The organism is Streptomyces sp. DSM 116795, from assembly GCF_055792905.1.
In genome coordinates this window covers 5,945,942-5,970,319 of the sequence record NZ_CM147707.1, presented here as the reverse complement: position 1 = coordinate 5,970,319, position 24,378 = coordinate 5,945,942, and the positions used below count along the sequence as shown (strand labels likewise).

General features: G+C 73.0%; 24 protein-coding genes. 12 read left to right on the top strand and 12 right to left on the bottom strand.

All coding sequences use genetic code 11. The features are described from left to right. Positions 1-45 precede the first annotated feature (45 nt). From ACSMXX_RS25750 to ACSMXX_RS25720, 7 genes are read left to right on the top strand one after another with little or no spacing between them, the layout of a single operon-like run. The gene (locus ACSMXX_RS25750; RefSeq protein ID WP_473184969.1) at positions 46-1,053 is read left to right on the top strand and encodes an ADP-ribosylglycohydrolase family protein; all 1,008 of its coding nucleotides are present in this window, start codon (positions 46-48) and stop codon (positions 1,051-1,053) included. Beyond that, positions 1,046-2,359 carry an ADP-ribosylglycohydrolase family protein gene (locus tag ACSMXX_RS25745; protein WP_473181066.1) on the top strand — a complete coding sequence of 438 codons (1,314 nt, stop codon included), beginning with the start codon at positions 1,046-1,048 and terminating at the stop codon, positions 2,357-2,359. Before ACSMXX_RS25750 ends, ACSMXX_RS25745 begins: the two co-directional genes overlap by 8 nt. Continuing rightward, positions 2,356-3,693 (top strand): ADP-ribosylglycohydrolase family protein, encoded by a 1,338-nt coding sequence (locus ACSMXX_RS25740; protein ID WP_473181065.1) that lies wholly within the window; start codon positions 2,356-2,358, stop codon positions 3,691-3,693. The genes ACSMXX_RS25745 and ACSMXX_RS25740 overlap by 4 nt, the downstream gene beginning before the upstream one ends. Next, on the top strand, positions 3,693-5,186 hold the full coding sequence (locus ACSMXX_RS25735) for an ADP-ribosylglycohydrolase family protein (protein ID WP_473181064.1): 1,494 nt from the start codon (positions 3,693-3,695) through the stop codon (positions 5,184-5,186). The genes ACSMXX_RS25740 and ACSMXX_RS25735 overlap by 1 nt, the downstream gene beginning before the upstream one ends. Positions 5,187-5,245: 59 nt before the next feature. Next, complete coding sequence (gene rbsK, locus ACSMXX_RS25730; RefSeq protein WP_473184968.1) at positions 5,246-6,187, top strand: ribokinase; 942 nt, start codon at positions 5,246-5,248, stop codon at positions 6,185-6,187. 14 nt (positions 6,188-6,201) lie between these two features. Continuing rightward, the gene (locus tag ACSMXX_RS25725; RefSeq protein ID WP_473181063.1) at positions 6,202-7,479 is read left to right on the top strand and encodes a CaiB/BaiF CoA transferase family protein; all 1,278 of its coding nucleotides are present in this window, start codon (positions 6,202-6,204) and stop codon (positions 7,477-7,479) included. After that, positions 7,476-8,396 (top strand): HpcH/HpaI aldolase/citrate lyase family protein, encoded by a 921-nt coding sequence (locus ACSMXX_RS25720; RefSeq protein WP_473181062.1) that lies wholly within the window; start codon positions 7,476-7,478, stop codon positions 8,394-8,396. Before ACSMXX_RS25725 ends, ACSMXX_RS25720 begins: the two co-directional genes overlap by 4 nt. A 68-nt stretch (positions 8,397-8,464) precedes the next feature. On the opposite strand, the gene lgt is transcribed toward ACSMXX_RS25720, so the two are convergent. From lgt to hisI, 11 genes are all read right to left on the bottom strand, one after another. Then, positions 8,465-9,457 (bottom strand): prolipoprotein diacylglyceryl transferase, encoded by a 993-nt coding sequence (lgt, locus tag ACSMXX_RS25715; RefSeq protein WP_473181061.1) that lies wholly within the window; start codon positions 9,455-9,457, stop codon positions 8,465-8,467. A gap of 655 nt (positions 9,458-10,112) precedes the next feature. Then, a complete protein-coding gene (locus tag ACSMXX_RS25710) occupies positions 10,113-10,862 on the bottom strand; it encodes a DsbA family protein (RefSeq protein ID WP_473181060.1) in 750 nt (249 codons plus the stop codon). A 100-nt stretch (positions 10,863-10,962) separates the two neighbouring features. Beyond that, a complete protein-coding gene (trpA, locus tag ACSMXX_RS25705) occupies positions 10,963-11,775 on the bottom strand; it encodes a tryptophan synthase subunit alpha (protein ID WP_473184967.1) in 813 nt (270 codons plus the stop codon). A gap of 98 nt (positions 11,776-11,873) precedes the next feature. Continuing rightward, positions 11,874-13,109, bottom strand: coding sequence for a tryptophan synthase subunit beta (trpB, locus tag ACSMXX_RS25700; protein WP_473181059.1), 1,236 nt, complete (start codon positions 13,107-13,109; stop codon positions 11,874-11,876). A gap of 217 nt (positions 13,110-13,326) precedes the next feature. Beyond that, positions 13,327-13,551: a tryptophan biosynthesis modulator TrpM gene (trpM, locus tag ACSMXX_RS25695; RefSeq protein ID WP_473181058.1), complete on the bottom strand. Its 225-nt coding sequence runs from the start codon at positions 13,549-13,551 to the stop codon at positions 13,327-13,329. A gap of 7 nt (positions 13,552-13,558) precedes the next feature. Next, positions 13,559-14,374, bottom strand: a complete 816-nt coding sequence (trpC, locus tag ACSMXX_RS25690; protein ID WP_473181057.1) for an indole-3-glycerol phosphate synthase TrpC — start codon at positions 14,372-14,374, stop codon at positions 13,559-13,561. 185 nt (positions 14,375-14,559) lie between these two features. After that, positions 14,560-14,949, bottom strand: a complete 390-nt coding sequence (locus tag ACSMXX_RS25685) for a DUF2752 domain-containing protein (RefSeq protein ID WP_473181056.1) — start codon at positions 14,947-14,949, stop codon at positions 14,560-14,562. A 44-nt stretch (positions 14,950-14,993) separates the two neighbouring features. After that, positions 14,994-15,236 carry an HGxxPAAW family protein gene (locus tag ACSMXX_RS25680; RefSeq protein WP_473181055.1) on the bottom strand — a complete coding sequence of 81 codons (243 nt, stop codon included), beginning with the start codon at positions 15,234-15,236 and terminating at the stop codon, positions 14,994-14,996. A gap of 164 nt (positions 15,237-15,400) precedes the next feature. Next, the gene (locus ACSMXX_RS25675; RefSeq protein WP_473181054.1) at positions 15,401-16,189 is read right to left on the bottom strand and encodes a TIGR02234 family membrane protein; all 789 of its coding nucleotides are present in this window, start codon (positions 16,187-16,189) and stop codon (positions 15,401-15,403) included. Then, a complete protein-coding gene (locus ACSMXX_RS25670) occupies positions 16,186-17,733 on the bottom strand; it encodes an anthranilate synthase component I (protein WP_473181053.1) in 1,548 nt (515 codons plus the stop codon). Before ACSMXX_RS25670 ends, ACSMXX_RS25675 begins: the two co-directional genes overlap by 4 nt. 11 nt (positions 17,734-17,744) lie before the next feature. Next, positions 17,745-18,167 carry a phosphoribosyl-AMP cyclohydrolase gene (gene hisI, locus ACSMXX_RS25665; RefSeq protein ID WP_473181052.1) on the bottom strand — a complete coding sequence of 141 codons (423 nt, stop codon included), beginning with the start codon at positions 18,165-18,167 and terminating at the stop codon, positions 17,745-17,747. 314 nt (positions 18,168-18,481) lie between these two features. Here hisI and ACSMXX_RS25660 point away from each other — a divergent pair, with 314 nt between their 5' ends. From ACSMXX_RS25660 to ACSMXX_RS25640, 5 genes are all read left to right on the top strand, one after another. Next, positions 18,482-19,483, top strand: a complete 1,002-nt coding sequence (locus ACSMXX_RS25660; RefSeq protein WP_473181051.1) for a fatty acid desaturase — start codon at positions 18,482-18,484, stop codon at positions 19,481-19,483. A gap of 99 nt (positions 19,484-19,582) precedes the next feature. Then, complete coding sequence (locus ACSMXX_RS25655) at positions 19,583-21,172, top strand: xylulokinase (protein ID WP_473181050.1); 1,590 nt, start codon at positions 19,583-19,585, stop codon at positions 21,170-21,172. Positions 21,173-21,257: 85 nt separating this feature from the next. Beyond that, the gene (locus ACSMXX_RS25650; protein WP_473181049.1) at positions 21,258-21,605 is read left to right on the top strand and encodes a non-heme iron oxygenase ferredoxin subunit; all 348 of its coding nucleotides are present in this window, start codon (positions 21,258-21,260) and stop codon (positions 21,603-21,605) included. A 2-nt stretch (positions 21,606-21,607) separates the two neighbouring features. Then, positions 21,608-22,639, top strand: a complete 1,032-nt coding sequence (locus tag ACSMXX_RS25645) for a LysR substrate-binding domain-containing protein (protein ID WP_473181048.1) — start codon at positions 21,608-21,610, stop codon at positions 22,637-22,639. Positions 22,640-22,752: 113 nt separating this feature from the next. Beyond that, entirely contained in the window at positions 22,753-23,385 is a 633-nt protein-coding gene (locus ACSMXX_RS25640; protein ID WP_473181047.1) for a TIGR03085 family metal-binding protein, read from the top strand. A 23-nt stretch (positions 23,386-23,408) separates the two neighbouring features. On the opposite strand, the gene ACSMXX_RS25635 is transcribed toward ACSMXX_RS25640, so the two are convergent. Beyond that, positions 23,409-24,293 carry a LysR family transcriptional regulator gene (locus ACSMXX_RS25635; RefSeq protein WP_473181046.1) on the bottom strand — a complete coding sequence of 295 codons (885 nt, stop codon included), beginning with the start codon at positions 24,291-24,293 and terminating at the stop codon, positions 23,409-23,411. Between the last annotated feature and the right edge of the window lie 85 nt (positions 24,294-24,378).

Genomic DNA, 24,378 nt, shown 5'->3' with positions numbered 1-24,378 from the left:
GCACGCCTCCCCCCGGCGGCGCTGCGCGAACGGGCCCGCGGCGGGATGCTCGGGCTCGCGGTCGGCGACGCGCTCGGCGCTCCCGCGGAGAACATGAAGCCCTCCCAGATCAGGGAGCGGTGGGGACGCATCGAGGGGTTCGTCGAGGAGGAGCCGTCGGGCACGGACGACACCGAGTACGCCATCTTCTCGGGGCTGATGCTCGCCGAGCACGGCTCGGACCTGACCCTCGCCCACGTCGAGGAGGCGTGGCACCGCTGGATCGCCAACCTCGACGAAGGCCCGTTCCGCGGCGCCGGGTTCAGCGAGCGCGGCACGCTGGAGAACCTGCGCCGGGGCCTTGCCGCTCCCATCTCCGCTCAGCACCGGCACGCCTGGAGCGACGGACTGGCCATGCGTGCCGCGCCGTTCGGCATCTTCGCCGCGGGACGCCCCGCCGAGGCCGCCCGTCTCGTCGCGCTCGACGGCACGGTCAGCCACGACGGCGAGGGCATCTACGGCGGGCAGGCCGTGGCCGCCGGTGTGGCGGCCGCGATGGTCGGCCGCAGCACCGACGTCGTGATCGCCGCGGCGCTCTCCGTCGTCCCGGAGGACAGCTGGACGGCCCGCTCCCTGCGGCGCGCAGTCGCCACCGCCCAGCGCGCCCGCAGCGACCGGGACGCCACCCGGCTCGGACGGGAGCGTGCCGTGCGCTCCGCCGTCGTGATCGGCGGCTACCCGTGGATGGACCTGGCTCCGGAGGCCGTCGGCCTGGCCTTCGGCGCGTTCGCCGTCGCACGCGGCGACTTCAGGGACTCCGTGCTGACCGCCGTCAACATGGGCCGCGACGCCGATACGACGGCTGCCGTCGCCGGCGCGCTCGCGGGGGCCCTCGGCGGAGCGGGCGCCGTACCGGAGGAGTGGGCGGCGGCCGTCGGACCGGCACGAGGCAGCTGTCTGCCGTCGATGGCGGGCTATCACGTCCTGGACGTTGCGGAGTTGCTCACTCCGTCCCCTCCGCCTTCGCCGCCGCTCCCCTGCCGGGACGACGACGGGGGACGCGGCGATGAGTGAGGCCGGAACCGACGGCAGAGTCGTCAGGGCCCGCGGACAGCACCAGCCCCGGAGCGGTTCCGCGGGGCCCCTGGCCGGTGCCGGTGCCAGTGCCGGTGCCGTGGCCGCCGCCTCCGGCGCACCACGCGGCGAGGAGACGGCGGAAGACCCGCACCGCATCGAAGGGCTGCTCCTCGGGATCGCCGCCGGTGACGCGGCCGGCTGGCCGGCCGCCCGGCACCGCGCCTCGCGGATGCCCGAGTGGACGCGGCGGCTCACGCGCGAACTGGACACCTTCGCCGAGCACAACGCCACCACCACCCTCCCGGTCCCCATCGCCCTGAACCAGCCGCCTGAACCGCTGCGGCTGGGCCCGTCCGACGACGCCGAATGGGCCGCGTTCACCGCCGAGTCGGTGCTCACCGCCGCCGGGGCGCTCCTGAGCGACCTGGGGCGGGACCGGCGGATGCGCGCCGCCTTGGACCTGGCCTGGAACGAGCTGGCGGGCGAGGTCGCCGCCGCCGCGGGCCGCGCCCCGGAGGTGGAGTCCGCGGTGCTGCCGCTGCGCGCCCGCATCTCCGTACGGGCGGGGCTGGGGAACCTCGCGACGGGCCTGCGCCCCCCGGCGACCGGCCACGACAACCCGCACTACTTCGACGACGCGGCATGCGTGCGCGCGTCCGTGCTGGCGACTGTGCACCCCGGAAATCCGGCCGCCGCGGCCGACCTCGCCGAGTGCGACGCCCGCTACACGCAGGACGGTGACGGCGTGCACGGCGCCCGCGCCATGGCGGCCGCCGTCGCCGAGGCGCTGGGCGGTGCGGACGCCGAGGCCTGCGTCGCGGCGGCGCTGGAGCAGCTGCCCTCCGGTACGGAGATCCGCCGCAACGCACGGCACGCCGTACGCCTCGCCCGCGAGGCCGCCGCCGACCGCGCCGGCAGGCCGGGCAGCGCCTTCGCCCTGGTGCCCGTGCTGGAGCACGAGATCGTCGACCACATCTACAGCTACGGCATCGCCGCCGCGGAGACCGTGCCCGTCGCGCTCGCGCTGTCCCTCGCGGGCGGCTCGGTCGCGGAGGCGGTGCCGGCGGCGGCGTGTTTGTCGCGGGTCGCGGACTCCGCTCCCGCGCTGGCGGGCGCCCTGACCGGGGCGATCGGCGGCGGGGCGGGCATCCCAGCCGGCTGGCGGGAGGCCTGCCGCACGCTCTCCGGCTGTGCGCTGCCGCGGCTGGCCGGAAGAGACCTCGTCGAGCTCGCCGAACTCCTCGCGCGTACCGAACTGACCACGCCCGAGGGCACTTCCGTGGAAGGAACGAACCGCGCATGACGCCCACGCCCACGTCCACGCCCGCCTCCACTCCGACGTCCGCAGCGACCCCGGCGTCCTCGCCCACGCTGGAGGACCGCGCCACCGGCTGCCTGGTGGGAGCCGCGGTCGGGGACGCCCTCGGCGGGCCCGTCGAAGGCTGGAGCCCGGAGCAGATCGTGGAGCGCCACGGCGGACGGGTGCAGGGCATCGTCGGCCCCTTCTACGAGGACTGGCGCAACGCCCGGCCCATCGCCCCGTACCACAAGGGCGACGGACACGTCACCGACGACACCCTCATGACGCACGCCCTGGTGCGGGTCTACGAGAAGGTGCGCGACCACCTCGACGCGTACGACATCGCCGAGCGTCTCGTGCCCGACCTGATGGGCAGTCCGCGCTGGATTCCCGAACTCGAAGCCGAGGCGCTGCCGTTGCAGCGCATCTTCCTCGCGGAGAAGTGGATCGTCGCACGGCTCCACTACGGACACGCCGATCCGCGTGAGGCGGGCGTCGGCAACATCGTCAACTGCGGTGCCGCGATGTACATGGCGCCGGTGGGCGTCGTCAACGCCGGTAATCCGGCGGCTGCTTACGCCGAGGCGCTGGACGTCGCCGCCGCACACCAGTCCTCGTACGGGAGGGAGGCAGCCGGGGTGTTCGCGGCGGCGGTCGCCTCCGCGTGCAGGCCCGGCGCGACGCCGCAGTCGGTCGTCGAGGACGCGCTGGCACTGGCGAAGGACGGCACCCGGGAGGCGGTCGCGGCGGTGTGCGAAGTGGCCGCGCGGCACAGCGACTTCGAGGCTGCGCTGAAGCCGCTGCGGGACGCCGTCGCACCGTACGACACGGTCGGCCCGGAGTACCGCAGCCCGTCACTCGGTGCGCGCCGCCCCTCCCGGCTGCACTCCATCGAGGAACTCCCGGTCGCCCTGGGCATGTTGCTCGTCGGCGGCGGCGACTTCCGCCGTACGGTGCTCGGTTCGGTCAACTACGGCCGGGACTGCGACTCCATCGCCACCATGAGCGGCGCCCTGGTCGGCGCGATGCGGGGTGCGGCGGCCGTCCCCGAGGAGTGGAGCGCGGAGGTCGCCCGCGCCAGCAGGCTCGACCTGCACACCCCGGCGGTGTCCCTCGCCGTGGTCGCCCGAGAGGTCTTCGGCCGTGACGAGGAGCGCCGCCGCGCCCACGAGGCCGCCTTCCGGGCGATCGCAGCGGACACGGCGGGTTCCGCGGACACGGCGGGTTCCGCGGACACGGCAGATTCCACGGACACGGCGGATTCCGCGGACACGGCGAAGGCGGCAGCCACGGCAGGGCCCGCAGAGGCCGCCAAGCGGACCGGTGGGGAGTCGTGATGCGGCTGACGTGGGTGCAGCCCGAGGATCTGCTCGGGCACGAGCTGCGGCAGGCCGCCGAGGACGGCCGCGACGCGTCGGCCGTCGAGCGCGTGTGGCGCGACGCGGGCGGCGCGGGCGCGCCGGAGCGGGCCGGAGCGTCTGAGGTCCCCGCGGACCGGCGGCTGCGGACGACAGCCCTGCGGCTGCTCGACGAACTCGCCCTGCTTCCCTCACCGTTGGCCGCCGACGAGCCCACGGATCTCGCCGCGATCAAGGCCGCCTGCGAGTCCTGGCCCACCCCGGCGGGCCGCGGCGGCTCCGCCGGCCCGTGGCCGGACAGCCGCGGACCTGAGGCGCCGGATCGGGCCACCGCCCCGGAGCGTGAACGGCCGGGCAGCAGCCTGCGCGACCGTCTGGAAGCGGCCTGGCTGGGCCGTGCGGCGGGCTGTCTGCTCGGCAAGCCCGTCGAGAAGATGACGCTCGCGGGCATCCGCGAGGTCGCCCGCGCCACGGGCAACTGGCCGCTGGACGGCTGGTTCACTCAGGCCGGCCTCCCCGAGGCGACGGCACGGCGCCACCCCTGGAACCGGCGCAGTGCCCCCACGTCCCTCGCCGAGAACATCGACGGCATGCCGGAGGACGACGACCTCAACTACCCCCTGCTGGGGCTGTTGTTGCTACAGCGCCACGGCCACGGCTTCAGCGCCGCCGACGCCGCCGCGCTCTGGCTGGACGAGCTGCCCGCGGGCCGTACGTTCACCGCGGAGCGCGTCGCGTACCGCAACCTCCTCGACGGCCTGGTGCCTCCGGAGACCGGACGCCACCACAACCCCTTCCGCGAGTGGATCGGTGCGCAGATCCGCGCCGACGTCTTCGGCTGGACGCACCCCGGCGACCCGGCGACCGCGGCCGAACTGGCCTGGCGCGACGCCACGTTGAGCCACACCGGCAACGGCGTGTACGGGGAGATGTTCGCCGCCGCCGTCATCGCGGAGGCGGCCTCGGGCGCCGAACCGGACGTGCTGGCCTGCCTCCGTACGGGCCTGCGCGTCGTGCCGGCGCGCTCCCGCCTCGCCCGCGCCGTCACCTTCGGAATCGACACGGCGCTCGCCGAACCGACCGGCACCGCCGCCGGGTTCGAGTCCGTCGTCGACCGGCTCCACGAGGAGTACGGACACCACCACTGGGTGCACGTCCTGCCCAACGCCGCGCTGCTCGCCGCCGCGCTCACCCACGCCGGCGGCGACTTCACCGGCTCCGTCTGCCGTGCCGTGTCGGGTGGCTGGGACACCGACTCGGTGGGTGCGACCGCGGGCTCCGTCGCCGGACTCCTCGCGGGCTCGCCCGGCGCACTGCCCGCACGCTGGACCGCCCCGCTGAAGAACCGCCTGGCCACGAGCGTCGGCGGCTTCGACGGCACCGGCTTCGGCACCCTTGCCCGCCTCACCTGCGATCTCGCACTCCCACTCCCCCGTACGTCCACGGACCGACAGGAGATCTCCGCACCGTGACTCCCACGACGCCGACGCCGACGCCGACGCCACCGCCGCCGGCCCCTGCCGCACCGGCCATCGCGGTGCTGGGCAGCACCAACATGGACCTCGTCGCGTACGTCGCGACCGCACCGCGGCGCGGCGAGACCGTCACCGGCCACGCCTTCCGCACCGTCCCCGGCGGAAAGGGCGCCAACCAGGCCGTGGCCGCGGCCCGTTCGGGCGGTGCCGTCTCGATGATCGGCGCGGTCGGCGAGGACGACTTCGGGGTGCGCCTGCGGTCGTCGCTCACAGAGGCGGGCGTGGACACCGGCGGCCTGCGCACCGTCGGAGGCGAGAGCGGCACCGCGCACATCGTGGTGGACGACGAAGGAGGCAACGCCATCGTCGTCGTACCGGGCGCCAACGGCACCGTCGACGCTCTCGCCCAGGGCGACGAGCGCCGCATCGCCGCCGCCGACGCGTTGCTCCTGCAGCTGGAGATCCCCCTGACGGGCGTACTCGCGGCGGCACGCGCGGCACGCGAGCACGGCGTACGCGTGATCCTCACTCCCGCCCCCGCGCAGCCCCTGCCCCCTGACCTCCTCGCCGTCACCGACCTGTTGGTCCCCAACGAACACGAAGCAGCCGTCCTCACCGGCAAGTCCGACCCGCACGACGCGGCGTCCGCCCTGCTCGCCCTCGTTCCCGAGGCCGTCATCACGCTCGGCGCGAAGGGCTCGCTGTACGCCGTACGGGACGCGGAGCCGGTGCATGTGCCGGCGCCCCGCGTGAAGGCCGAGGACACAACCGCCGCCGGGGACACCTTCGTCGGCGCGCTGGCCGTGGCCCGCGGCGAGGGCCGCCCCATGCCGGACGCCCTGGCCTGGGCGTCCGCCGCCGCGGCCTTGTCCGTACAGCGACCGGGAGCGTCCGCGTCCATGCCGCAGCGCGCCGAGACCGACGCCTTCGCCGCCGAGCTCCTGGAAGGCCGGCCAACCGATGAAGCAGACGGCCCGATGAACCGGACACCCCGATGAAGGACGTGTACGACATGCACGACGCGACCGGCCCCTCCGGCTCCTCCGGCGCCATCGACTCCTCCGGCGCCACCGCCCCGGATTCGGCCGCGGCGGCGCCCGCCCCGCCCGCGCCGCTGGAGGGACTCCGCGTCCTCGACCTCGCCACCCTCTTCGCCGGTCCCCTCGCGGCCACCATGCTCGGCGACTTCGGCGCCGACGTGCTCAAGATCGAGCATCCGCGCAGGCCCGACCCGTCGCGCGGACACGGGCCCGCCAAGGACGGCGTCGGCCTGTGGTGGAAGCTGCTCGGCCGCAACAAACGGAATCTCACCCTCGACCTGTCCACCCCCGGCGGCCGTGACGTACTGCTGCGTCTCGCCGCCGGAGCCGACGTCGTCATCGAGAACTTCCGTCCCGGGACCCTGGAGAAGTGGGACCTGGGCTGGGATCAGCTCTCGGCCGCCAATCCGCGCCTGGTGCTCGCCCGAGTCACGGGCTTCGGGCAGTTCGGTCCGTACGCGCGGCGGCCCGGTTTCGGCACCCTCGCCGAGGCGATGAGCGGCTTCGCCGCCGTCACCGGCGAGCCGGACGGGCCGCCGACGCTGCCGCCGTTCGGGCTCGCGGACTCCATCGCCGCCCTGGCCACCTCGTACGCCGTGATGACGGCACTGCACAGCCGGGAACGCACGGGTGAGGGACAGGTCGTCGACATGGCGATCATCGAGCCGATGCTGACGGTCCTGGGCCCGCAGCCCATCTGGTACGACCAGCTCGGCTATGTGCAGCCGCGCACCGGAAACCGGTCCGCGAACAACGCGCCCCGCAACACCTACCGCACCGCCGACGGCGCGTGGCTTGCCGTCTCGACCTCCGCGCAGTCCGTCGCGGAGCGGGTGCTGCGCCTGGTCGGGCACCCGGAGTTCCTCGACGAGCCGTGGTTCGCCACGGGCGCCGGGCGGGCAGCGCACGCCGACGAGCTGGACGAGGTGGTCGGCGGCTGGATCGCGCGGCACGGCCGTGACGAGGTGGTCGCCGCGTTCGAGCAGGCCGAGGCGGCCGTCGCGACCGTCAACGACATCCGCGGCGTGATGGACGACGAGCAGTACCGGGCCCTCGGCTCGATCACCGAGGTCGAGGACGACGAACTGGGCAAGGTCCGCATGCAGAACGTCCTCTTCCGGCTCTCGCGGACGCCGGGCGCCGTCAGATGGGCGGGACGGCCGCACGGCAGTGACACGGACACCGTCCTCGACGAACTCGGCCTGAGCGAGCGGGAGATCGCCGCGCTGCGGGACGGCGGCGCGCTGTGAGCGGCGGCCAGCTGCGGGACGCGGCCGACGGCAAGCCGGACGGCCGGGCGAAACCGCTCCCCCTGACCTGGCTCTACGCGCCGGGCGACCGGCCGGACGTCGTACGCAAGGCACTCACCTCGGGTGCCGACGTGGTGATCGTCGACCTGGAGGACGCGGTCGCCCCCGACCGGAAGGCGTACGCGCTGCGTGCCACGGCCGAGCTGCTCGGCGATCCGCGTCCCGGGCCAGTCCCCGTCCATGTACGCGTGAACGCCCTGGACGGTCCGCATTCCGCCGCGGAGGTCCGTACGCTCGCCGCCCTGCCCGGACTGGCGGCGCTGCGGCTGCCGAAGGTGGACGGCGCCGCGGACGTCGTACGTGTCGCGCAGTGGGCGCGGGCCGCACACCCCGGGGAGCGGGAGGCGGTTCCGTCCGCGGCAGGCGTTCCGCCGCTCTACGCGCTGCTCGAATCCGCCCTGGGCATCGAGAACGCCTTCACCGTCGCCACCGCCCATCCCGCCGTACGCGGCATCGCGCTGGGCGAGGCCGATCTGCGGGCGGTGCTGGGCGTGACCGGGGAGGCGGGCCTCGCCTGGCCACGGAGCCGGGCGGTGGTGGCCGCTCACGCGGCAGGGCTGGATCCGCCGCCGCAGTCCGTCTACCCGGACGTCTCCGACTCGGAAGGGCTCGCCAGGTCCTGCGCCGCGGGCCGCAGCCTGGGCTTTGTCGGACGCACCGCCATCCACCCGTGCCAGCTGGAGGTCATCGAGCGGGCGTATCTGCCCACCCGTCAGGAGGTGGAGGCCGCGGAGGAGGTCCTGAAGGCCGCGGCCACCGGCGCGGGCGCGCTGGCGCTTCCGGACGGACGGTTCGTCGACGCGGCGGTCGTCGCGGGCGCCCAGCGGACGCTCGCCCTCGCCAGACGCCGCCCCTGACGTGGACGACCCGTGCCGGTGGCCTTGGCGGCTTCCGGCACGGGTCGTCGTGCGATTCCGGGGGTGCCTCAGGTGGCTCCGCCGGACCTCTCCGGCGCGGACACCGCGGAGGGCGGGCCGCTGCCCGTCCCGTCGCCCCCGGCTTCACCGGTGCTCTTCGCGGAGGCGGGCGAGGCGGGGGCGCCCTTGTCCTTGCCGCTGCTCTTGCCGCCGGACGAGGAGCCGTCGCCCGGGGCCTCCGGCTCGACGATCTCCTCACGGCCGGGCCGCGTCCGCGCGGAGATGACGATGCCGACGACGGCGGCCACGAAGACGACGATCGACGTCCAGTCGTTGAGCCGCAGCCCGGCGATCTCATGGGCGTCGTCGACGCGCAGGTACTCGATCCAGAAGCGGCCGACGGTGTAGGCGGCGATGTACAGCCCGAGGACCCGGCCGTGCCCGAGCTTGAAGCGGCGGTCCGCCCAGATCACCAGGGCCGCGACGCCAACGCACCACAGGGACTCGTACAGGAACGTCGGGTGGTAGGTGACGAGGTTCGGGGTGTCGATGGGCCGGTGCTGGGCGTCGATCTCGAGCGCCCAGGGGAGATCCGTGGCCCGCCCGTACAGCTCCTGGTTGAACCAGTTTCCCCACCGGCCGATGGCCTGCGCGAGCGCGACGCCCGGAGCCACCGCGTCCGCGTACGCCGGCAGCGGGATCCCGCGCCTGCGGCAGCCGATCCATGCGCCCAGCGCACCGAGCGCGACGGCGCCCCAGATCCCGAGGCCGCCGTCCCAGATCTTGAAGGCGTCGACCCAGTTGCGGCCTTCGCCGAAGTAGAGCTGGTAGTCGGTGATGACGTGGTAGAGACGTCCACCGACCAGGCCGAACGGCACAGCCCACACGGCGATGTCGGCGACCGTGCCGACACGGCCGCCGCGCGCGACCCAGCGGCGGCCGCCGAGCCACACGGCGACGAAGACGCCGAGGATGATGCAGAAGGCGTAGCCGCGCAGCGGAACCGGGCCGAGATGAATCTCGCCGGCCGAGGGGCTGGGGATGAATGCAAGGATCTCCATGGCGGTCCCGACGCTACATTGCCCTGCCTCGCCATCGGCAATGCACCCTGTGCAACAGCTCCATAACGGCCGATCGGCGCAGGCCCGGGGCCCGGCCGTCCGCGCGGCCTCCCCGACCAGGACGCCGGTCCTGTCCTGGCCGGGGACGCGGACGAGACCTTCGCCACACCCACGGCCCGGCCGAGCGGGCCACCGCGCGGCCGCAAACCCCTGGCGCCCTGACGGCCGGCTGGGCAGGGGCGGGTCCGTATCCGGACGGCCCAGGGCCCACTCCGGTCCGGCTGAAGGCGTCGGCGCCGGGGGTTCCGCCCGACGGCCGGCCCGCGGGCCGAAGGTCTCACCGCGCCCGAGTGGCGGCGGGCCGACGATGCCGGTGGCCGAGGACCAGACCCCCGCCCCCACGCGCCGCCAGCCGCATCCGGCAGACCGGAGACCCCAGCGCCGCCCCCGGAACCACCCCGGACCGACGACGGGCGCACCCGTCGCCGGTCCGCACACCCCGGCGCGGCCCATCGGGCGCCACAGGTACCCGGCATCCCCGCGCCCCGCCGGCAAGTCGGGCGCACGGAAGCGACGGCCGGAGGCCGGGCGACGGGCGCCGGCGCGCAGCTCCCGCGCCGGGCGCACCGAACCCGCGGCCGAACCCGCGGCCGCGTCAACTCTTCGCCGTGACCTTTTCCTTCAGCGACGCCGGGGTCAGCGGCTCGCTGCGGCCGTAGACGCTCTCCCCGTCGAGCAGCACCGTGGGCGTCGACTGGTGGCCGGAGTTCTTGAAATCGGCGCCTGTCTTCTTCACCCAGTCCTTGTGCGTGCTGTCCTCGACGCAATCGCGGAAGCGCGGGCCGTCCAGGCCGTCGACCTTCCCGGCGAGCTTGATGAGCTGCTTGTCGCTGCTGAACGCGTCGTCCTGCTCGGGCGGCTGGTTCCGGTACAGCACGTCGTGGAACTCACGGAACCTGCCCGAATCCCGCGCGCACGCCGCCGCGTTCGCCGCGCGATGCGAACCCTTGCCGCCCAGGTTGTCGTCGATGATCGTCACGAGGTGGTACTCGGTCCTGAGCTTGCCCTGCTTCTCCAGACTCCGGATCGTGCCGCGGAACTGCTTCTCGAACTGGGCGCAGGCCGGGCAGCGGAAGTCCTCGTAGACGGTGAGCGTCGCCGGGGCCTCCCGCTCGCCCACGGCGATGGGCTTGGCGTCGTCGGCACCGCCGCCCTTTGAGGTCTGCTGTGCCACCAGCGCGCCCACTCCGGCGCCGACGGCCAGCAGCGCGACGACCACGCCGCCCACCTTGAGCTGCCTGCCCCGCTTCTGCGATGTGCGCTGCCGTTCGCGTGCGGCCCTCATTCGCTCGGTGGCGGCGCGGTTCCCCTGGTGGCGTTCTTCGTTCTTCTTCTGGCTCTTCACACCGTGAGCCAACGAACGGGAGGCCGGGCCGCCTGCGCGACCGCCCCGCGTTTCGCCCGAAAGAGCGAGACGCGGGGCGGTCGCAGCACACGCGGGGCCGTTACGGAGTCGGCCGCCGCCGTACGCCCGCGGCGAGTTCGGCCGTCAGCGTACGTACGTCCTCCAGCCCGGAGCCCAGGTCGTCCGGGTGCGCGAGCAGCTTCTTCACGAAGGCCGAACCGACGATGACGCCGTCCGCGAAGGCTGCGACCTCCTCCGCCTGGGCGGCGTCGGAGACGCCGAGCCCGACGCAGACGGGCAGCCGCGTCGTCGCCCGCGTACGGTCCACGAGCTGCTGCGCCTCACGGCCCACCGACTCCCTGGTCCCGGTGACGCCCATCAGCGAAGCGGCGTACACGAAGCCGCTGCCCGCCGCCGTGATCTTCGCCAGCCGCTCGTCCTTGCTGCTCGGCGCGACGACGAACACCGTTGCCAGCCCGTGCTGTTCGGCGGCCTTGCGCCAGCCCTCCGACTCCTCCACGGGGAGGTCCGGCAGGATGCAGCCGGCGCCGCCCGCGGCGGCCAGTTCGGCGGCGAAGCGCTCCACGCCGTAGCGGTCCACCGGGTTCCAGTACGTCATGCACAGCACCGGCTTGCCCGTGGCGGCGTGTGCCTCGCGCACCGTACGGATGACGTCCGCGATGCGGACGCCGCCGCGCAGCGCGATGTCGTCGGCGGTCTGGATGACGGGGCCGTCCAACACGGGGTCGCTGTGCGGCAGCCCGACCTCGACGATGTCGCAGCCGCTCTCCAGCAGTGCGACGCAGGCCTCGATGCCGCCGTCGACGGTGGGGAACCCGGCGGGCAGATAGCCCACGAGGGCCGCCCGGTTCTCCGCGCGGGCACCGGCCAGCACGGAATCCAGCAGCTCGATTCCGCCCGAAGCCGCGCCCGCCGCCGTCGCCCGCGCCGTCGGCGTTGCCGATTCCGCGGGCGAACCTGCCCCGGCCGTCACTCCGTTCACTTCCGCGCTCACTTGTCCGCCCCCTCGTCGTACAGGCCGAAGTAACGCGCGGCGGTGTCCATGTCCTTGTCGCCGCGCCCGGAGAGATTCACCAGGATCAGCCCGTCGGGGCCGAGTTCCCTGCCCAGCTCCAGCGCGCCGGCGAGGGCGTGTGCGCTCTCGATCGCCGGAATGATGCCTTCCGCCTCGGACAGCAGGCGCAGCGCACGCATGGCTTCGTCGTCGGTCACGGGACGGTAGTCCCCGCGTCCCGACTGCTTCAGATACGCGTGCTCCGGCCCGATGCCCGGGTAGTCCAGGCCGGCCGAGATCGAGTACGGCTCGGTGATCTGCCCCTCGTCGTCCTGCAGTACGAAGCTGCGCGAGCCGTGCAGGATGCCCGGCTCGCCGACGGACAGCGTCGCGGCGTGCTCTCCGGACTCCACGCCGTGCCCGGCCGCTTCGAGGCCGACGAGGCGTACGTCCTCGTCGTTCAGGAACGCGTGGAAGAGCCCGATGGCGTTGGAGCCGCCGCCCACGCACGCGGCGACGGCGTCCGGCAGCCGCCCGGCCCGCTCCAGGATCTGGCGGCGCGCCTCCACGCCGATCACACGGTGGAAGTCGCGCACGAGCAGCGGGAAGGGATGCGGGCCCGCGACCGTGCCGAAGAGGTAGTGGGTGCGGTCGACGTTGGCGACCCAGTCGCGGAACGCCTCGTTGATGGCGTCCTTGAGCGTGCGGCTGCCCGACGCGACAGGTACGACCTCGGCGCCGAGCATGCGCATCCGGGCCACGTTCAGCGCCTGGCGCTGTGTGTCGATCTCGCCCATGTAGACGGTGCATTCGAGGCCGAAGAGGGCGCAGGCGGTGGCGGTGGCCACGCCGTGCTGCCCGGCGCCGGTCTCGGCGATGACGCGGGTCTTGCCCATGCGCTTGGTCAGCAGGGCCTGGCCGAGCACGTTGTTGATCTTGTGCGAGCCGGTGTGGTTGAGGTCCTCGCGCTTGAGGAAGACCCGGGCGCCGCCCGCCTGTTCGGCGAAGCGCGACACCTCGGTCAGCGGGCTGGGACGGCCGGTGTAGTTGACCATCAGGTCTTCGAGTTCGGCGGTGAAGGCCGGGTCGGCCTTCGCCTTCTCGTACTCGACGGCCACCTCGTCGACGGCGGCGACGAGCGCCTCCGGAATGAACTTGCCGCCGAAGGCGCCGAAATAGCCTCCGGGATCGGGGACCCGGCCCTCGGGGTCGGGGACAAAGTAGTCGGACATCCGACGTGCTCCTCATGAAGTGCCGATGTGCAGATGTACGCAGGTGCGCAAGTACGGACGGTCGGTGGCACGCGCGTGCGGCAGCGCTGCGGCGGCGGTCCGCGCCCTCACGGGCGCCGGCTCGGCCGGTGCGACTCGGCAGCCGGCAGCTCAGGAGCTGGGCGGCCGGGAACTCAGAGGCCTGGCAACTCACCGGCTCGGCCGGCGAATCGGCGGCTCAGCGGTCCGTCCGGCAGGCAGCCGTCCACGCGGGTGCGGGCGAGCGCCATCGGCGGCCGTTGATCTGCCCCGGTTCACAGCCGATGTGGTAGCGCACACGCCGCCCGTGCACCCGGCGCGCGGGAGCCCGGCACCCGCGCGGCCGGCAGCCCCGCGCCAGCGCCGCGTACGGGCCGCGCGGATGCCGGAGCCGTTCGGGGGCGGCGGTCGTGCGGGGGAACATGCGGAGGTCAGCCCCTCCCGTGCCCGTGCCGCAGCGCGGGGTGGGCTCCGGCCGCGACGAGGTCCGCGACGGCCGACTTCGGGTCCTTGCCGGTGACCAGCGACTCGCCGACGAGCACCGCGTCAGCACCGTCGTTGGCGTACGCGATCAGGTCGTGCGGCCCGCGTACACCCGACTCCGCGACCTTGACGATGTGAGCGGGGAGCTCCGGCGCGATGCGGGCGAAGTTGCCGCGGTCGACCTCGAGCGTCTTGAGATTACGCGCATTGATCCCGATGATCCGGGCTCCGGCGTCGAGAGCGCGCTGGGCCTCGTCCTCGTCGTGCGCCTCGACCAGCGGGGTCAGCCCGATCGACTCGGCACGCTCGATCAGCGAGACCAGGGGCTGCTGCTCCAGCGCGGCGACGATCAGCAGCACCATGTCGGCGCCGTGCGCCCGGGCCTCCCACAACTGGTAGGCGGAGAAGACGAAGTCCTTGCGCAGCACGGGGATGTCGACCTTGGCGCGTACGGCTTCGAGGTCCGCGAGCGAACCGCCGAACCGCCGCTGCTCGGTGAGTACCGAGATGACGGAGGCGCCGCCCGTCTCGTAGTCGACCGCCAGCGCTGCCGGGTCCGCGATCGCGGCAAGCGCGCCCTTGGAAGGGCTGGAGCGCTTCACCTCGCAGATGACCGGCACGCCCTCGCCCCTCAGGGCCGCGGCGCCGTCCTTCGCGGGAGGACCGGCGGCGGCGCGCTCCTTGAGCTCGTCGAGGCTGACGCGCGCCTGCCGCTCGGCAAGGTCCTCACGCACGCCTTCGATGATCTCGTCGAGCACACTCACCGAGCGGCCTCCTTCGGGGTCGGGTCCGGCCTCCGCGCGGCGGGCGGGGCAACGGTCAGATCGGGCACTGCGATGCTATCGGGCGGGAGCCGGAGGACTCACATCCGCCTGGCTGGAATTCCGTATTCCGGACAAATCGCCCCCTCATGTGCGGCGCCGCGTTTCCCGTACGTACGAGGCAGGCGTCACGGCGAGAGCGCGGCTCCGACGGGCAGGTTGCGTACCACCGTGAAGGCGAGCGCGAGGACGCCCAGCGCCCACCAGTGCGTGCTGCGCAGGGGCACCGTCACGGGCCGGGAGCGCACCACGCGCACCACCCAGAAGACCATGAAGACCGCGAAGGCGGCGAACGCGGCCACCGCGAGGGCGTTCGCACCGAGCGCGGCGGCGAAGTCGCCGTGCACGACGGCGTGGGCGCTGCGCAGGCCGCCGCAGCCGGGGCAGTAGACGCCGGTGAAGTACAGCAGCGGGCAGACCGGATAGTGGCCGGGCTCGCCCGGGTCCACGGCCCCCACGTACGCGAAAGCCGCGCCGACGGTCACGAGAGTGCCGGCCGGCGCGGCGAGGCGGGACACCGGAGCAGTGCTCCGGCGTCCCGCCGGCACGGGCTCCTGCCCGCTCAGGAGGACTGCTCCTGCGGCTGTGACGACTTGCCGGTGCGGCCTGCCTCCCTGGGCTGGCCGAGGCCGGCGGCCCTCATCAGCAGTCCGACGACGCCGCCTGCGGCAACCACGACAAGGCCGGCCACGAAGCCGATCGGCTCGGCCATCAACGTGTAGATACCGGAGATGCAGAAGCCGATGAAGCTGATCGTCACGCCCGTCCACGCGGCCAGGGTGTGGCCGTGGCTGTTGCCCGCCATGTGTGTGCTCCTCGTAGTTCAACCGACTGGGCCATGCTCCCCCTCATTCTTCCCGGTGCCTGCGGAGACCGCCGAACCAGGGGTGCACAGAGGGGCAGGGGCCTGGTTCCGCCGGGGAGTTCGCCGGGACTCGGGCGCCGTCGGACGGGCGCCGTCGGACGCCCTCAGGCGCCGCCTCCGCCTGCGCCGTCGGTGCGGGAGCTGCCCCCGGTGGGCCCGGTGGGGTCCTCGCCGCGGTCGAGGGCGTTCCACAGGTCCTCGGGACGGTCCGGGTCCACCGGCGCGGGCGCGGCACCGCGAGAAGCGCCAGGACCGCGAGGACCGCGCGGGGTGCGACCGGTCCGCTCGTAGCGTGCGCTCCCCGACATCGAGGGCCACGCCGGTCCGTACCGCAGCGCCAGCACACCGGCGAGGAGCAGCAGCGCGCCGCCCGCCGCCGACACGTACGGCCAGGCGCTGACCTGCACCGCCTCGACACCGGTGCGGGCGAGGCCGCTCGCCTTGGCCGCCTTCTCCTCCAGCGCGCCGCGCTCGCCCGCGCCGAGGAGCGCGGCGGCGAGAGTGCCGGTGCCGCAGAGCGTGAGCAGCGCGGCGACGAGTACGCGGCCGGCGCGCCCGACCGCGAACACCGCGACGAGAGCGGCCAGTCCGACGAGCGCGAGGGCGCTGGGCAGCCCGGTGACGTCGCCGCCCTTGGCCTTCACGGGAAGCCCGCCCTGCGCGAAGGACGCCGTGGCGTGACTCCACACCTGACCGCTGGCGAGGAGTGCGAGCGCGGCGCCCAGCGCACCGCACAGCAGCGCGAGGGCGAGGGCGCGGCGCGCTGCTCGTGCGCCGGCCGGCGCGGCGGGAGCGTGCACAGAGGTGTCCGGTGCTGCGGGAGCCGACTGCCCGGTGCGGCTTTCGTGGTCCTGTGCGGCGTCCGAGGAGCGTGCCTTTGGTACGGAAGTCACCCGTCCACGCTACCGCCGAGCCTTTCGGCGGAGGCGACCGCCCTGAGGACCGCGGCCGCCTTGTTCCGGCACTCGGTGTCCTCCGCGGCGGGGTCGGAATCGGCGACGACGCCGGCGCCCGCCTGTACGTATGCGGTGCCCTCGCGCAGCAGGGCGGTGCGGATGGCGATGGCCATGTCGGCGTCCCCGGCGAAGTCGAGGTAGCCGACGCACCCTCCGTAGACGCCGCGGCGGGTGGGCTCCAGCTCCTCGATGATCTGCAGGGCACGGGGCTTGGGCGCGCCCGAGAGCGTCCCTGCGGGGAAAGTGGCGGTGAGCGCGTCGAAGGCGGTGCGGCCGCGGGCGAGCCGGCCGGTCACGGTGGAGACGATGTGCATGACGTGGCTGTAGCGCTCGACGGACATGAAGTCGACGACCTCGACGCTGCCCGGCTCGCAGACCCGTCCCAGGTCGTTGCGTCCGAGGTCGACCAGCATCAGATGCTCCGCGCGCTCCTTGGCGTCGGCCAGCAGTTCGTCGGCGAGCGCCGTGTCCTCCTGCGGGGTGTGGCCGCGGGGGCGGGTGCCGGCGATGGGGTGCATCATCGCCTGCCCGTCCTCCACCTTCACCAGTGCCTCGGGGCTGGAGCCGACGACGTCGAAGCCGCCGTTTCCGTCCGCGGCACCGGCCGGGCCGCCGAAGCGGAAGAGGTACATGTACGGGCTGGGGTTGGTGGCGCGCAGCACCCGGTAGACGTCGAGGGCGCTCGCGGAGCACCCGGTCTCGAACCGCTGCGAGGGCACGACCTGGAAGGCCTCGCCCGCGCGGATGCGTTCCTTGATGTCCTCCACCCAGGCCCGGTAGGTCGCGCCGCCCGAGCGCGCCGTGAACTCCGGCAGCCGGGAGGGAGGCAGGACGACGGGGGCAGCCGGCGCGGGCCGGGCCAGGTCGGCGGCCATCGTCTCCAGCCGGGACACCGCGTCGGCGTAGGCCTCGTCGACGCCGGTGTCAAGGTCGTTGTGGTTGATGGCGTTGGCGATCAGCAGCACCGTGCCGTCCCGGTGGTCGAGGACGGCCAGGTCGGAGGCGAGCATCATGGTCAGCTCGGGCAGTGCCAGGTCGTCGGCGGTGGTGTCGCTGTCGCCGACCTTCTCCAGCCGCCGCACGATGTCGTATCCGAGGTAGCCGACCATGCCGCCGGTGAACGGCGGCAGTTCCGAGTCCTCGTGGAGGTCGCGCGGGGTGTGCAGGGCCTCGACCGTCTCGCGCAGCGCCCGCAGCGGGTCGCCCCCGACCGGAACCCCGACTGGCGGTGCGCCGAGCCACTGCGCCGATCCGTCGCGCACGGTGAGGGTCGCCGCGCTGCGTACGCCGATGAAGGAGTAGCGCGACCAAGTACGCCCGTTCTCGGCCGACTCCAGCAGGAAGGTGCCGGGCCGCTCGGCGGCGAGCTTGCGGTACAGCCCGATGGGGGTGTCGCCGTCGACGAGCAGGCGCCGCGTCACGGGGATGACGCGGCGGTCCTTCGCGAGCGTACGGAAGGTGTCGAGGTCCGGGGTCGTCATGGTCGGTGACCTTACTGGCCGTCACCGCTCGCCGGCGTGCGGCCCGCCTCGGGTCGCGGCCCCGCCGGAGCCGTGGCGGCCGGCAGCACATCCGCGTCGAAGCAGGTGCGGTCACCGGTGTGGCAGGCGGCGCCGACCTGGTCGACCTTGACGAGCACGGTGTCGCCGTCGCAGTCCAGCGCCACGGACCGTACGTGCTGGACGTGGCCGGAGGTGTCGCCCTTGACCCAGTACGCCTGGCGGCTGCGGCTGAAGTAGGTGGCGCGGCCGGTGGTGAGGGTGCGGTGCAGGGCCTCGTCGTCCATCCAGCCGAGCATCAGCACCTCGCCCGTGTCGTGCTGCTGGGCGACGGCGGGGAACAGGCCGTCCGCGTTGCGCTTGAGGCGTGCGGCGATCTCGGGATCGAGCGACCCCGCGGAGGAACGTGCGGGCATGGGGACCATTCTCGCGCATGCCGCGCGGGCGTGCACGTGGTGGCGGTGATGCACGTGGTGCAGGAGGTGCACTGGTGCACGTGTGCCGCGCACGGTGCTGCCGCAGGTGCACGGATCCGGTCGCGCTGAGCATTACCGGCGGCCGGTATAGAGGGAATCTATGGCGATTCTTTGATTTTTCTATTCGACAGCGTGAGCTTCTCTCGCTCATTGTGTGGCAGAGAGTCCGGCGAATGGAAATGGGGTACTCCCCCTGGCAATGCCGGGGGGACCCCCACCCACGCCGGAGGCGTAGGGGGAGGGAGGAGTGGCAGATGACACCGATGCTGACGCCCGGCGAAACGGACCCCTGGGCCAAACCCGTCAAGGCGCCGCTTCCACGGAAGGATCTCAAGGGGCTGCAGCGGCGGCGCAACGGCCCGGCGCTGCGCTACATGGCGGGCCACCTTGCGGCCGGTGCCGCCACCACGGCCCTGATCGCGTGGAGTTGGGGCACCTGGTGGATGCTTCCGGCGATGTTCGCGCAGGGAGTCGTCGTGGTGTTCCTGTTCGCGCCGATGCACGAGTGCACACACGGCACCGCTTTCCGTACACGCCGCCTGAACAGCACGGTGGCGACATTCTGCGGCGTCCTGATGATGCGGCCCGCGCTTTATTTCCGCTACCGTCACGCCGCACACCATTCCTACACACAGGACCCGGAACGCGACCCGGACCAGGTGCCCATGCCGGACGGCATTTCCGGGTATCTCGGCGAGGTTTTCGGAATGGAATTCTGGCCGAAAGTCGTGGGCACGCTCTACCGGGGCTGCACCGGGCGCTTCAACGACCGGGAGCGGTTCTTCCTCCCCGAGTCCGAACGCCGCCGTGTGGTGTGGGAGGCCCGGCTGATGGTCGGCCTGTACGTGCTCGTCGGCGCCGTCGGCGCCGTCACCGGGACGTGGGCCGCGCTGCTCGCGTTCTGGCTGGTCCCGCGCGTCATCGCGGAGCCCGCACTCCGCCTCGTACGCATGGCCGAGCACACCGGCATGGCCGAGGGTGCGGATCCGCTGACCAATACGCGGACCACGCTCACCAATCCGGTGATCCGCTTCCTGTACTGGAACATGCCGTACCACGCGGAGCACCATCTGGCGCCCTCCGTACCGTTCCACGCGCTGCGGCGGCTGCACCAGGCGCTTCCCGACGCGCCTGCCGAGCGGCAGTACGTGGTGAGCAAGGGGTATGTACGGGCCCACCGCGACATCGTCGGCAACCTCGGCAACGGGTCCGGATCGACGGTGCCGACCAGTACGTCCGCTGCGGTGACCGGCTAGAGGGCCGGCCCGCGCGGGCACTTCACGCGGCGCGGCGGCCAGGCCTCGCCGCCGCGCCGCTTCCCCTCCGCTGATCTCCGTGATGCAAAGGAGCATCCGTTGTCCGGACACCTCTCGCTCGGCATCGACATAGGCACCACCAACGTCAAGGCGTGCATCCTCGACACGGCGGAGGGCACCGTCGTGGCCTCCGCCGCGGCGGAGCACCCGCTGTACCACCCGCACCCGGGGTGGGCGGAGCAGGACCCCGACGACTACTGGCGGGCGGTCTCCTCCTGCATAGCCCGCTGCGTCAGCCAGTACCCGGGTCCGGCCTCGGACGTGGCGGGGGTGTCGATCTCGGGGCTGGTCGGCGTGACGCTGCCCGTGGACCGGGACGGACGGCCGCTGCGGCGCGCCATGATCTGGATGGACAGCCGCTCGCACCGCGAGTGCGACGAGATCCGCGAGCAGGTTGGCGAGGACCGGATCAAGGCCGTCAACGGCAACCGCGTCGCATCCTGGTTCATCGAGCCGAAGGCGATGTGGCTGCGTACGCACGAGCCGGAGGTCTTCGCCGCGACCCACAAGCTCCTCTCCCCCGCCGGCTACTGCACGATGCGGCTGACCGGCGAGTACGCCATGAACCACGGCGACGCCGGGCTGTTCTACCCGTACGAGCACCGCCACGCGCGCTGGGACCACTCCCTGACCGAAGCGCTCGGCCTCTCCCCGGACATCTATCCGGACATCCACACCTCCGACACGGTCATCGGCGCCGTCACCCCGCAGGCGGCCCGCGAGACGGGCCTGCGGGAAGGCACCGCGGTAGTGGCCGGCGGCACCGACATCGGGGCGGCCGCGCTGGGGGCGGGCGCGACGGAGACCGGGCAGGCGTACTACTCGATGGGCACCGGCTCCAACTGGGGCGTGCTCGTGCCGCGGGACGAGCTGCCCGAGGAGTACCGCATCCTCAAGTGGCCCCATGTGCTGGACGGGATGACGCTGTTCGACGCGCCGATGGCCTTCACCGGGGCCTCCCTGAAGTGGTTCCGCGACAAGTTCGCCGACCCCGAGAGCGCGCTGGCGGAACGCATGGGCCGCAACGTCTTCGACCTCGTCACCGCGCAGGCCGAACGCATCTCACCCGGCGCCGACGGGCTGATGTACCTGCCCTACCTCGGCAACTCCCTCTCGCCGCGCTGGAACGGGCAGGCGTGCGGCGTGTTCTTCGGGATGCAGCCGTTCACGAGCCGCGCCCACGTGATCAGGGCGCTGATCGAAGGCGTCGCCTACGACCTCTACTCCAACGTGCGCATCGCGGAGGACGGCGGCGCCCACTTCCCCGAACTCGTTCTCAACGGAGGCCCGGCCAAGAGCCCGCTGTGGAACCAGATCACCGCCAACGTCACCAACCGGCGGCTGCTGATCCCCGACGTGGACGAGGCGGCGCCGCTGGGCGACGCCGTGATCGCCGCCTCGGGCGCCGGGCTCTACGCGAACATGCGCGAGCCGATGAAGGACCTCGCCCCGGTGCGCGGCGTGGTGCAACCCGATCCCGAACTGCACGCCATGTACGTCGACTTCTTCGAGCTGTGGTCGCAGCTCTACGACGACCTCAAGCCGAGCATGAGCCGCCACAACGCCCTGGTGAACCGCTACAGCGACCCGGAGCCCAGCGCCATCAGCGGTGCGGGCGGCAGCACTTGAAGTCCGTGGCCGCACACTGCCCGCCCCGCCCCCTGCCGGGGCGGGCTGCCACGGTCCGTACGACGCCGGACCGGCGAGGAGTGAGATGAGCGAGATGAGCGACACCGAAGAGGGCTGGTGCGCCCTGACCGACGCGTCCGAGGTCGAAGAGGACGACGTCGTCTGCGTGAATCTGCGCGGTCATGCGTACGCGGTCTTCAACATCGGCGGCGACTACTACGTCACCGACGACTGCTGCACCCACCAGGAAGCATCCCTGTCCGAGGGCTACGTACAGGACGACACCGTCGAATGCCCCCGCCACCAGGGCGTGTTCCACATACCGACCGGAAAGGCCATGGGCCCTCCGCTGACGCGGCCCTTGCGCGTCCATCAGGCACGGGTCGACGATGGAAAGGTCTGGGTCCGCGTCTCGGAGTACGTTTCGGAGTAGGGGTGACGGAGCTGATGCCCGAGGCCGTCCCCGTCCCCGTCTCCGTCCCCGCCGGCACGACGTCTGCCGGTCCTTCGAAGACAGCCGGAACGCGCCCGGACGCGCTGCCGTACGTGTCCTTCAACCAGCTCCGCTCCTTCCACGCGGTGGCCGTCGCCGGAAGCATCACGGCGGCGGCCTCGCTGCTGCACGTCAGCCAGCCGACGGTGACGATCCAGCTGCGCCAGCTCGAAGCCCACTACGGCGTCGAGCTGGTGCGCCGCACGCCTCGCAGGGTCCGTCTCACCGAGCTCGGGGAGTCGCTCTTCACCATCACCAGGCAGCTCTTCGCCCTGGAGGGCGAGGCGGTGGAGCTGCTGAACTCGGCGGGCAGCACCCTGCGGGGCCGGCTCCGGGTGGGCGGTGTGGCGCCGTACTTCGTGATGCGCCTGCTGTCCGCGTTCAACCGGGCCCACCCGGGCGTGACGCTCTCGCTGCTGCTGGACAACTCCGCCACCGTCATCAGAAGACTCAACGAGCAGGAGATCGACGTCGGCATCGTCGGCCAGACGACGCTGGACAGCCGGCTGCACGCCCTGCCCTACAGCAGACAGGACGTGGTGCTCTTCTGCCGCGACGACCACCCGTGGGCCGCCCGTGACGGCGTGCGGCTCGCCGAACTCGCCGACACGGCACTGGTGTTGCGTGAGAAGGGCTCCACCTGCCGCCTCACCCTGGAGCAGGCGCTGCAGGAGCGCGGCATCGTCCCGCGGGTCGCTCTCGAGGTGTGCCGTGAGGGCGTACGGGAGGCGGTCGTCGCCGGATTCGGCGTGGGCATCACCACCGACATCGAGTACGTCCCGGACCGCCGCACCCGTATGCTGCGCATCCTCGACGCCGACATCTTCACCGAGGCCTTCGCCGTGTGCCTGCGCGAGCGCCGCGCGGTCTCGGTGACCCGCGCCTTCATGACGACGGCCGAGGAGTTCTTCGACCGCGACCGCGAGGAACGCGGCCGCGCGGAGTGCAGTCGCGAGGGCACAGGCGGCGAGTAGACCGTCCGCCGGGGGCCCTGGGGCCCCCGGGGCACCGGGGCCGCCGGGGCGACGCCTGCCGCGCGGGCCCGAAATCAGCGCTCCGGCGGGCGTCCCGCCGTACCCTTGGCGGCATGTCGACCCATGCCAAGCGTGAACGTCTCATCCTGGCGGACCTGTTGGAGAGCGGCGGACCGGAGGCTCCGACCCTCTGCGACGGCTGGAAGGCCCGCGACCTCGCCGCGCACGTCGTGGTGCGCGAACGGCGGGCGGACGCCGCCGGCGGGCTCGTGCTCAAGGCACTCGCCCCCCGACTCGACCGAGTCCAGGGCGAGTTCATCTCCAAGCCGTACGAGGAGCTGATCCAGCTCATCCGCACCGGGCCGCCACGGATGTCCCCGTACGCGCTCAAGCAGGTCGACGAGGCCGCGAACACCGTCGAGTTCTACATCCACGCGGAGGACCTGCGCCGCGCCGTCCCCCAGTGGACGCCGCGGGAGCTGGACTCCGTCTTCCAGGACGCGCTGTGGAAGCGGATGGAGAGCATGGCCCGCGTCTTCGGCCGCAAGTCGCCGGTGGGACTGGTGCTGCGCCGCCCCAACGGCCAGACGGTCGTGGCCCGCAAGGGCACTCCGGTCGTCACGGTCACCGGCGAGCCGAACGAGCTGGTGCTGTACGTCTCGGGACGCCAGCGCGTCGCACAGGTCGAGGAGGAAGGCGAGAAGGAGGCCGTCGCGCGGGCGCACGACGCGGACCTCGGCATCTGAGACCGCCGGGAGTGCCCGAACGCCTACTGTGCGACTGACCTTTCGATGATCCGCTGAAGCTCCCGCGCGGCCCGCGGCGGCGACACGTCGCCCCGGTGCGCGACCGAAATCGTGCGGTGCAGGCCGGGCTTGGCGAAGTGCGTCGTACGCAGGCCGGAGCGGTCGGCGACCATGCGCGGGACGACGGCGAGTCCCAGCCCCGCACGCACGAAGCCGAGTACCGCGTCCATCTCGCCGCCCTCGACGGTGAAGGCCGGTTCGAAACCCTCCGCACGGCAGACCGCGATGGTGAACTCCCGAAGGTCGTAGCCGCGCCGGAACATCGCCAGTGGCCGGTCCCGCAGATCGGCGACCCGGAGGGCGCGGCGCCGCACCGGCGGGGGTTCGTCCGGGGCGGAGACGGCGACCAGCTCTTCGTGCAGCAGCTCGGTGGTCGTCAGCGCCGGAGCCTGCACCGGGAGCGGGGTGATGATCAGGGCCAGGTCGAGTTCGCCGTCGGCCAGCACCCGTACGAGGTCCTGCGAGGCGTCCTCGTGCACGTGCAGCTCCACGCGCGGATAGCGGGCGTGGAAGTCGCGCAGCACGTCCGGGACGAGGCTGGCGCAAAGGCTCGGCGGCGCCCCCAACCGCACCCGGCCGCCGCGCAGTTGAGCCACCTCCTGCACCTCGCGGTGTGCGGTCTCGGCGTCGGCGATGATGCGCCGGGCCAGCGGCAGCAGGGCCTCGCCGGCGTCGGTGAGGCCGATGTGCCCGCGTGCCCGGTGGAACAGCTCGGCGCCCAACTCGCGTTCGAGGGCCCGGATCTGCTGCGAGAGCGAGGGCTGTGCGACGTGCACGGCCTCGGCGGCACGCGTGAAGTGCCGGGTGTCGGCGACGGCCGTGAAGTAGCGGAGCTGATGGAGCTGCATGCGCCGAGGATAGGGCACGATAGCCATTGCCTATCGAATGAAGCCGTATCATGTCTTGGACTTATCGGGAAGGCATCCTTACGGT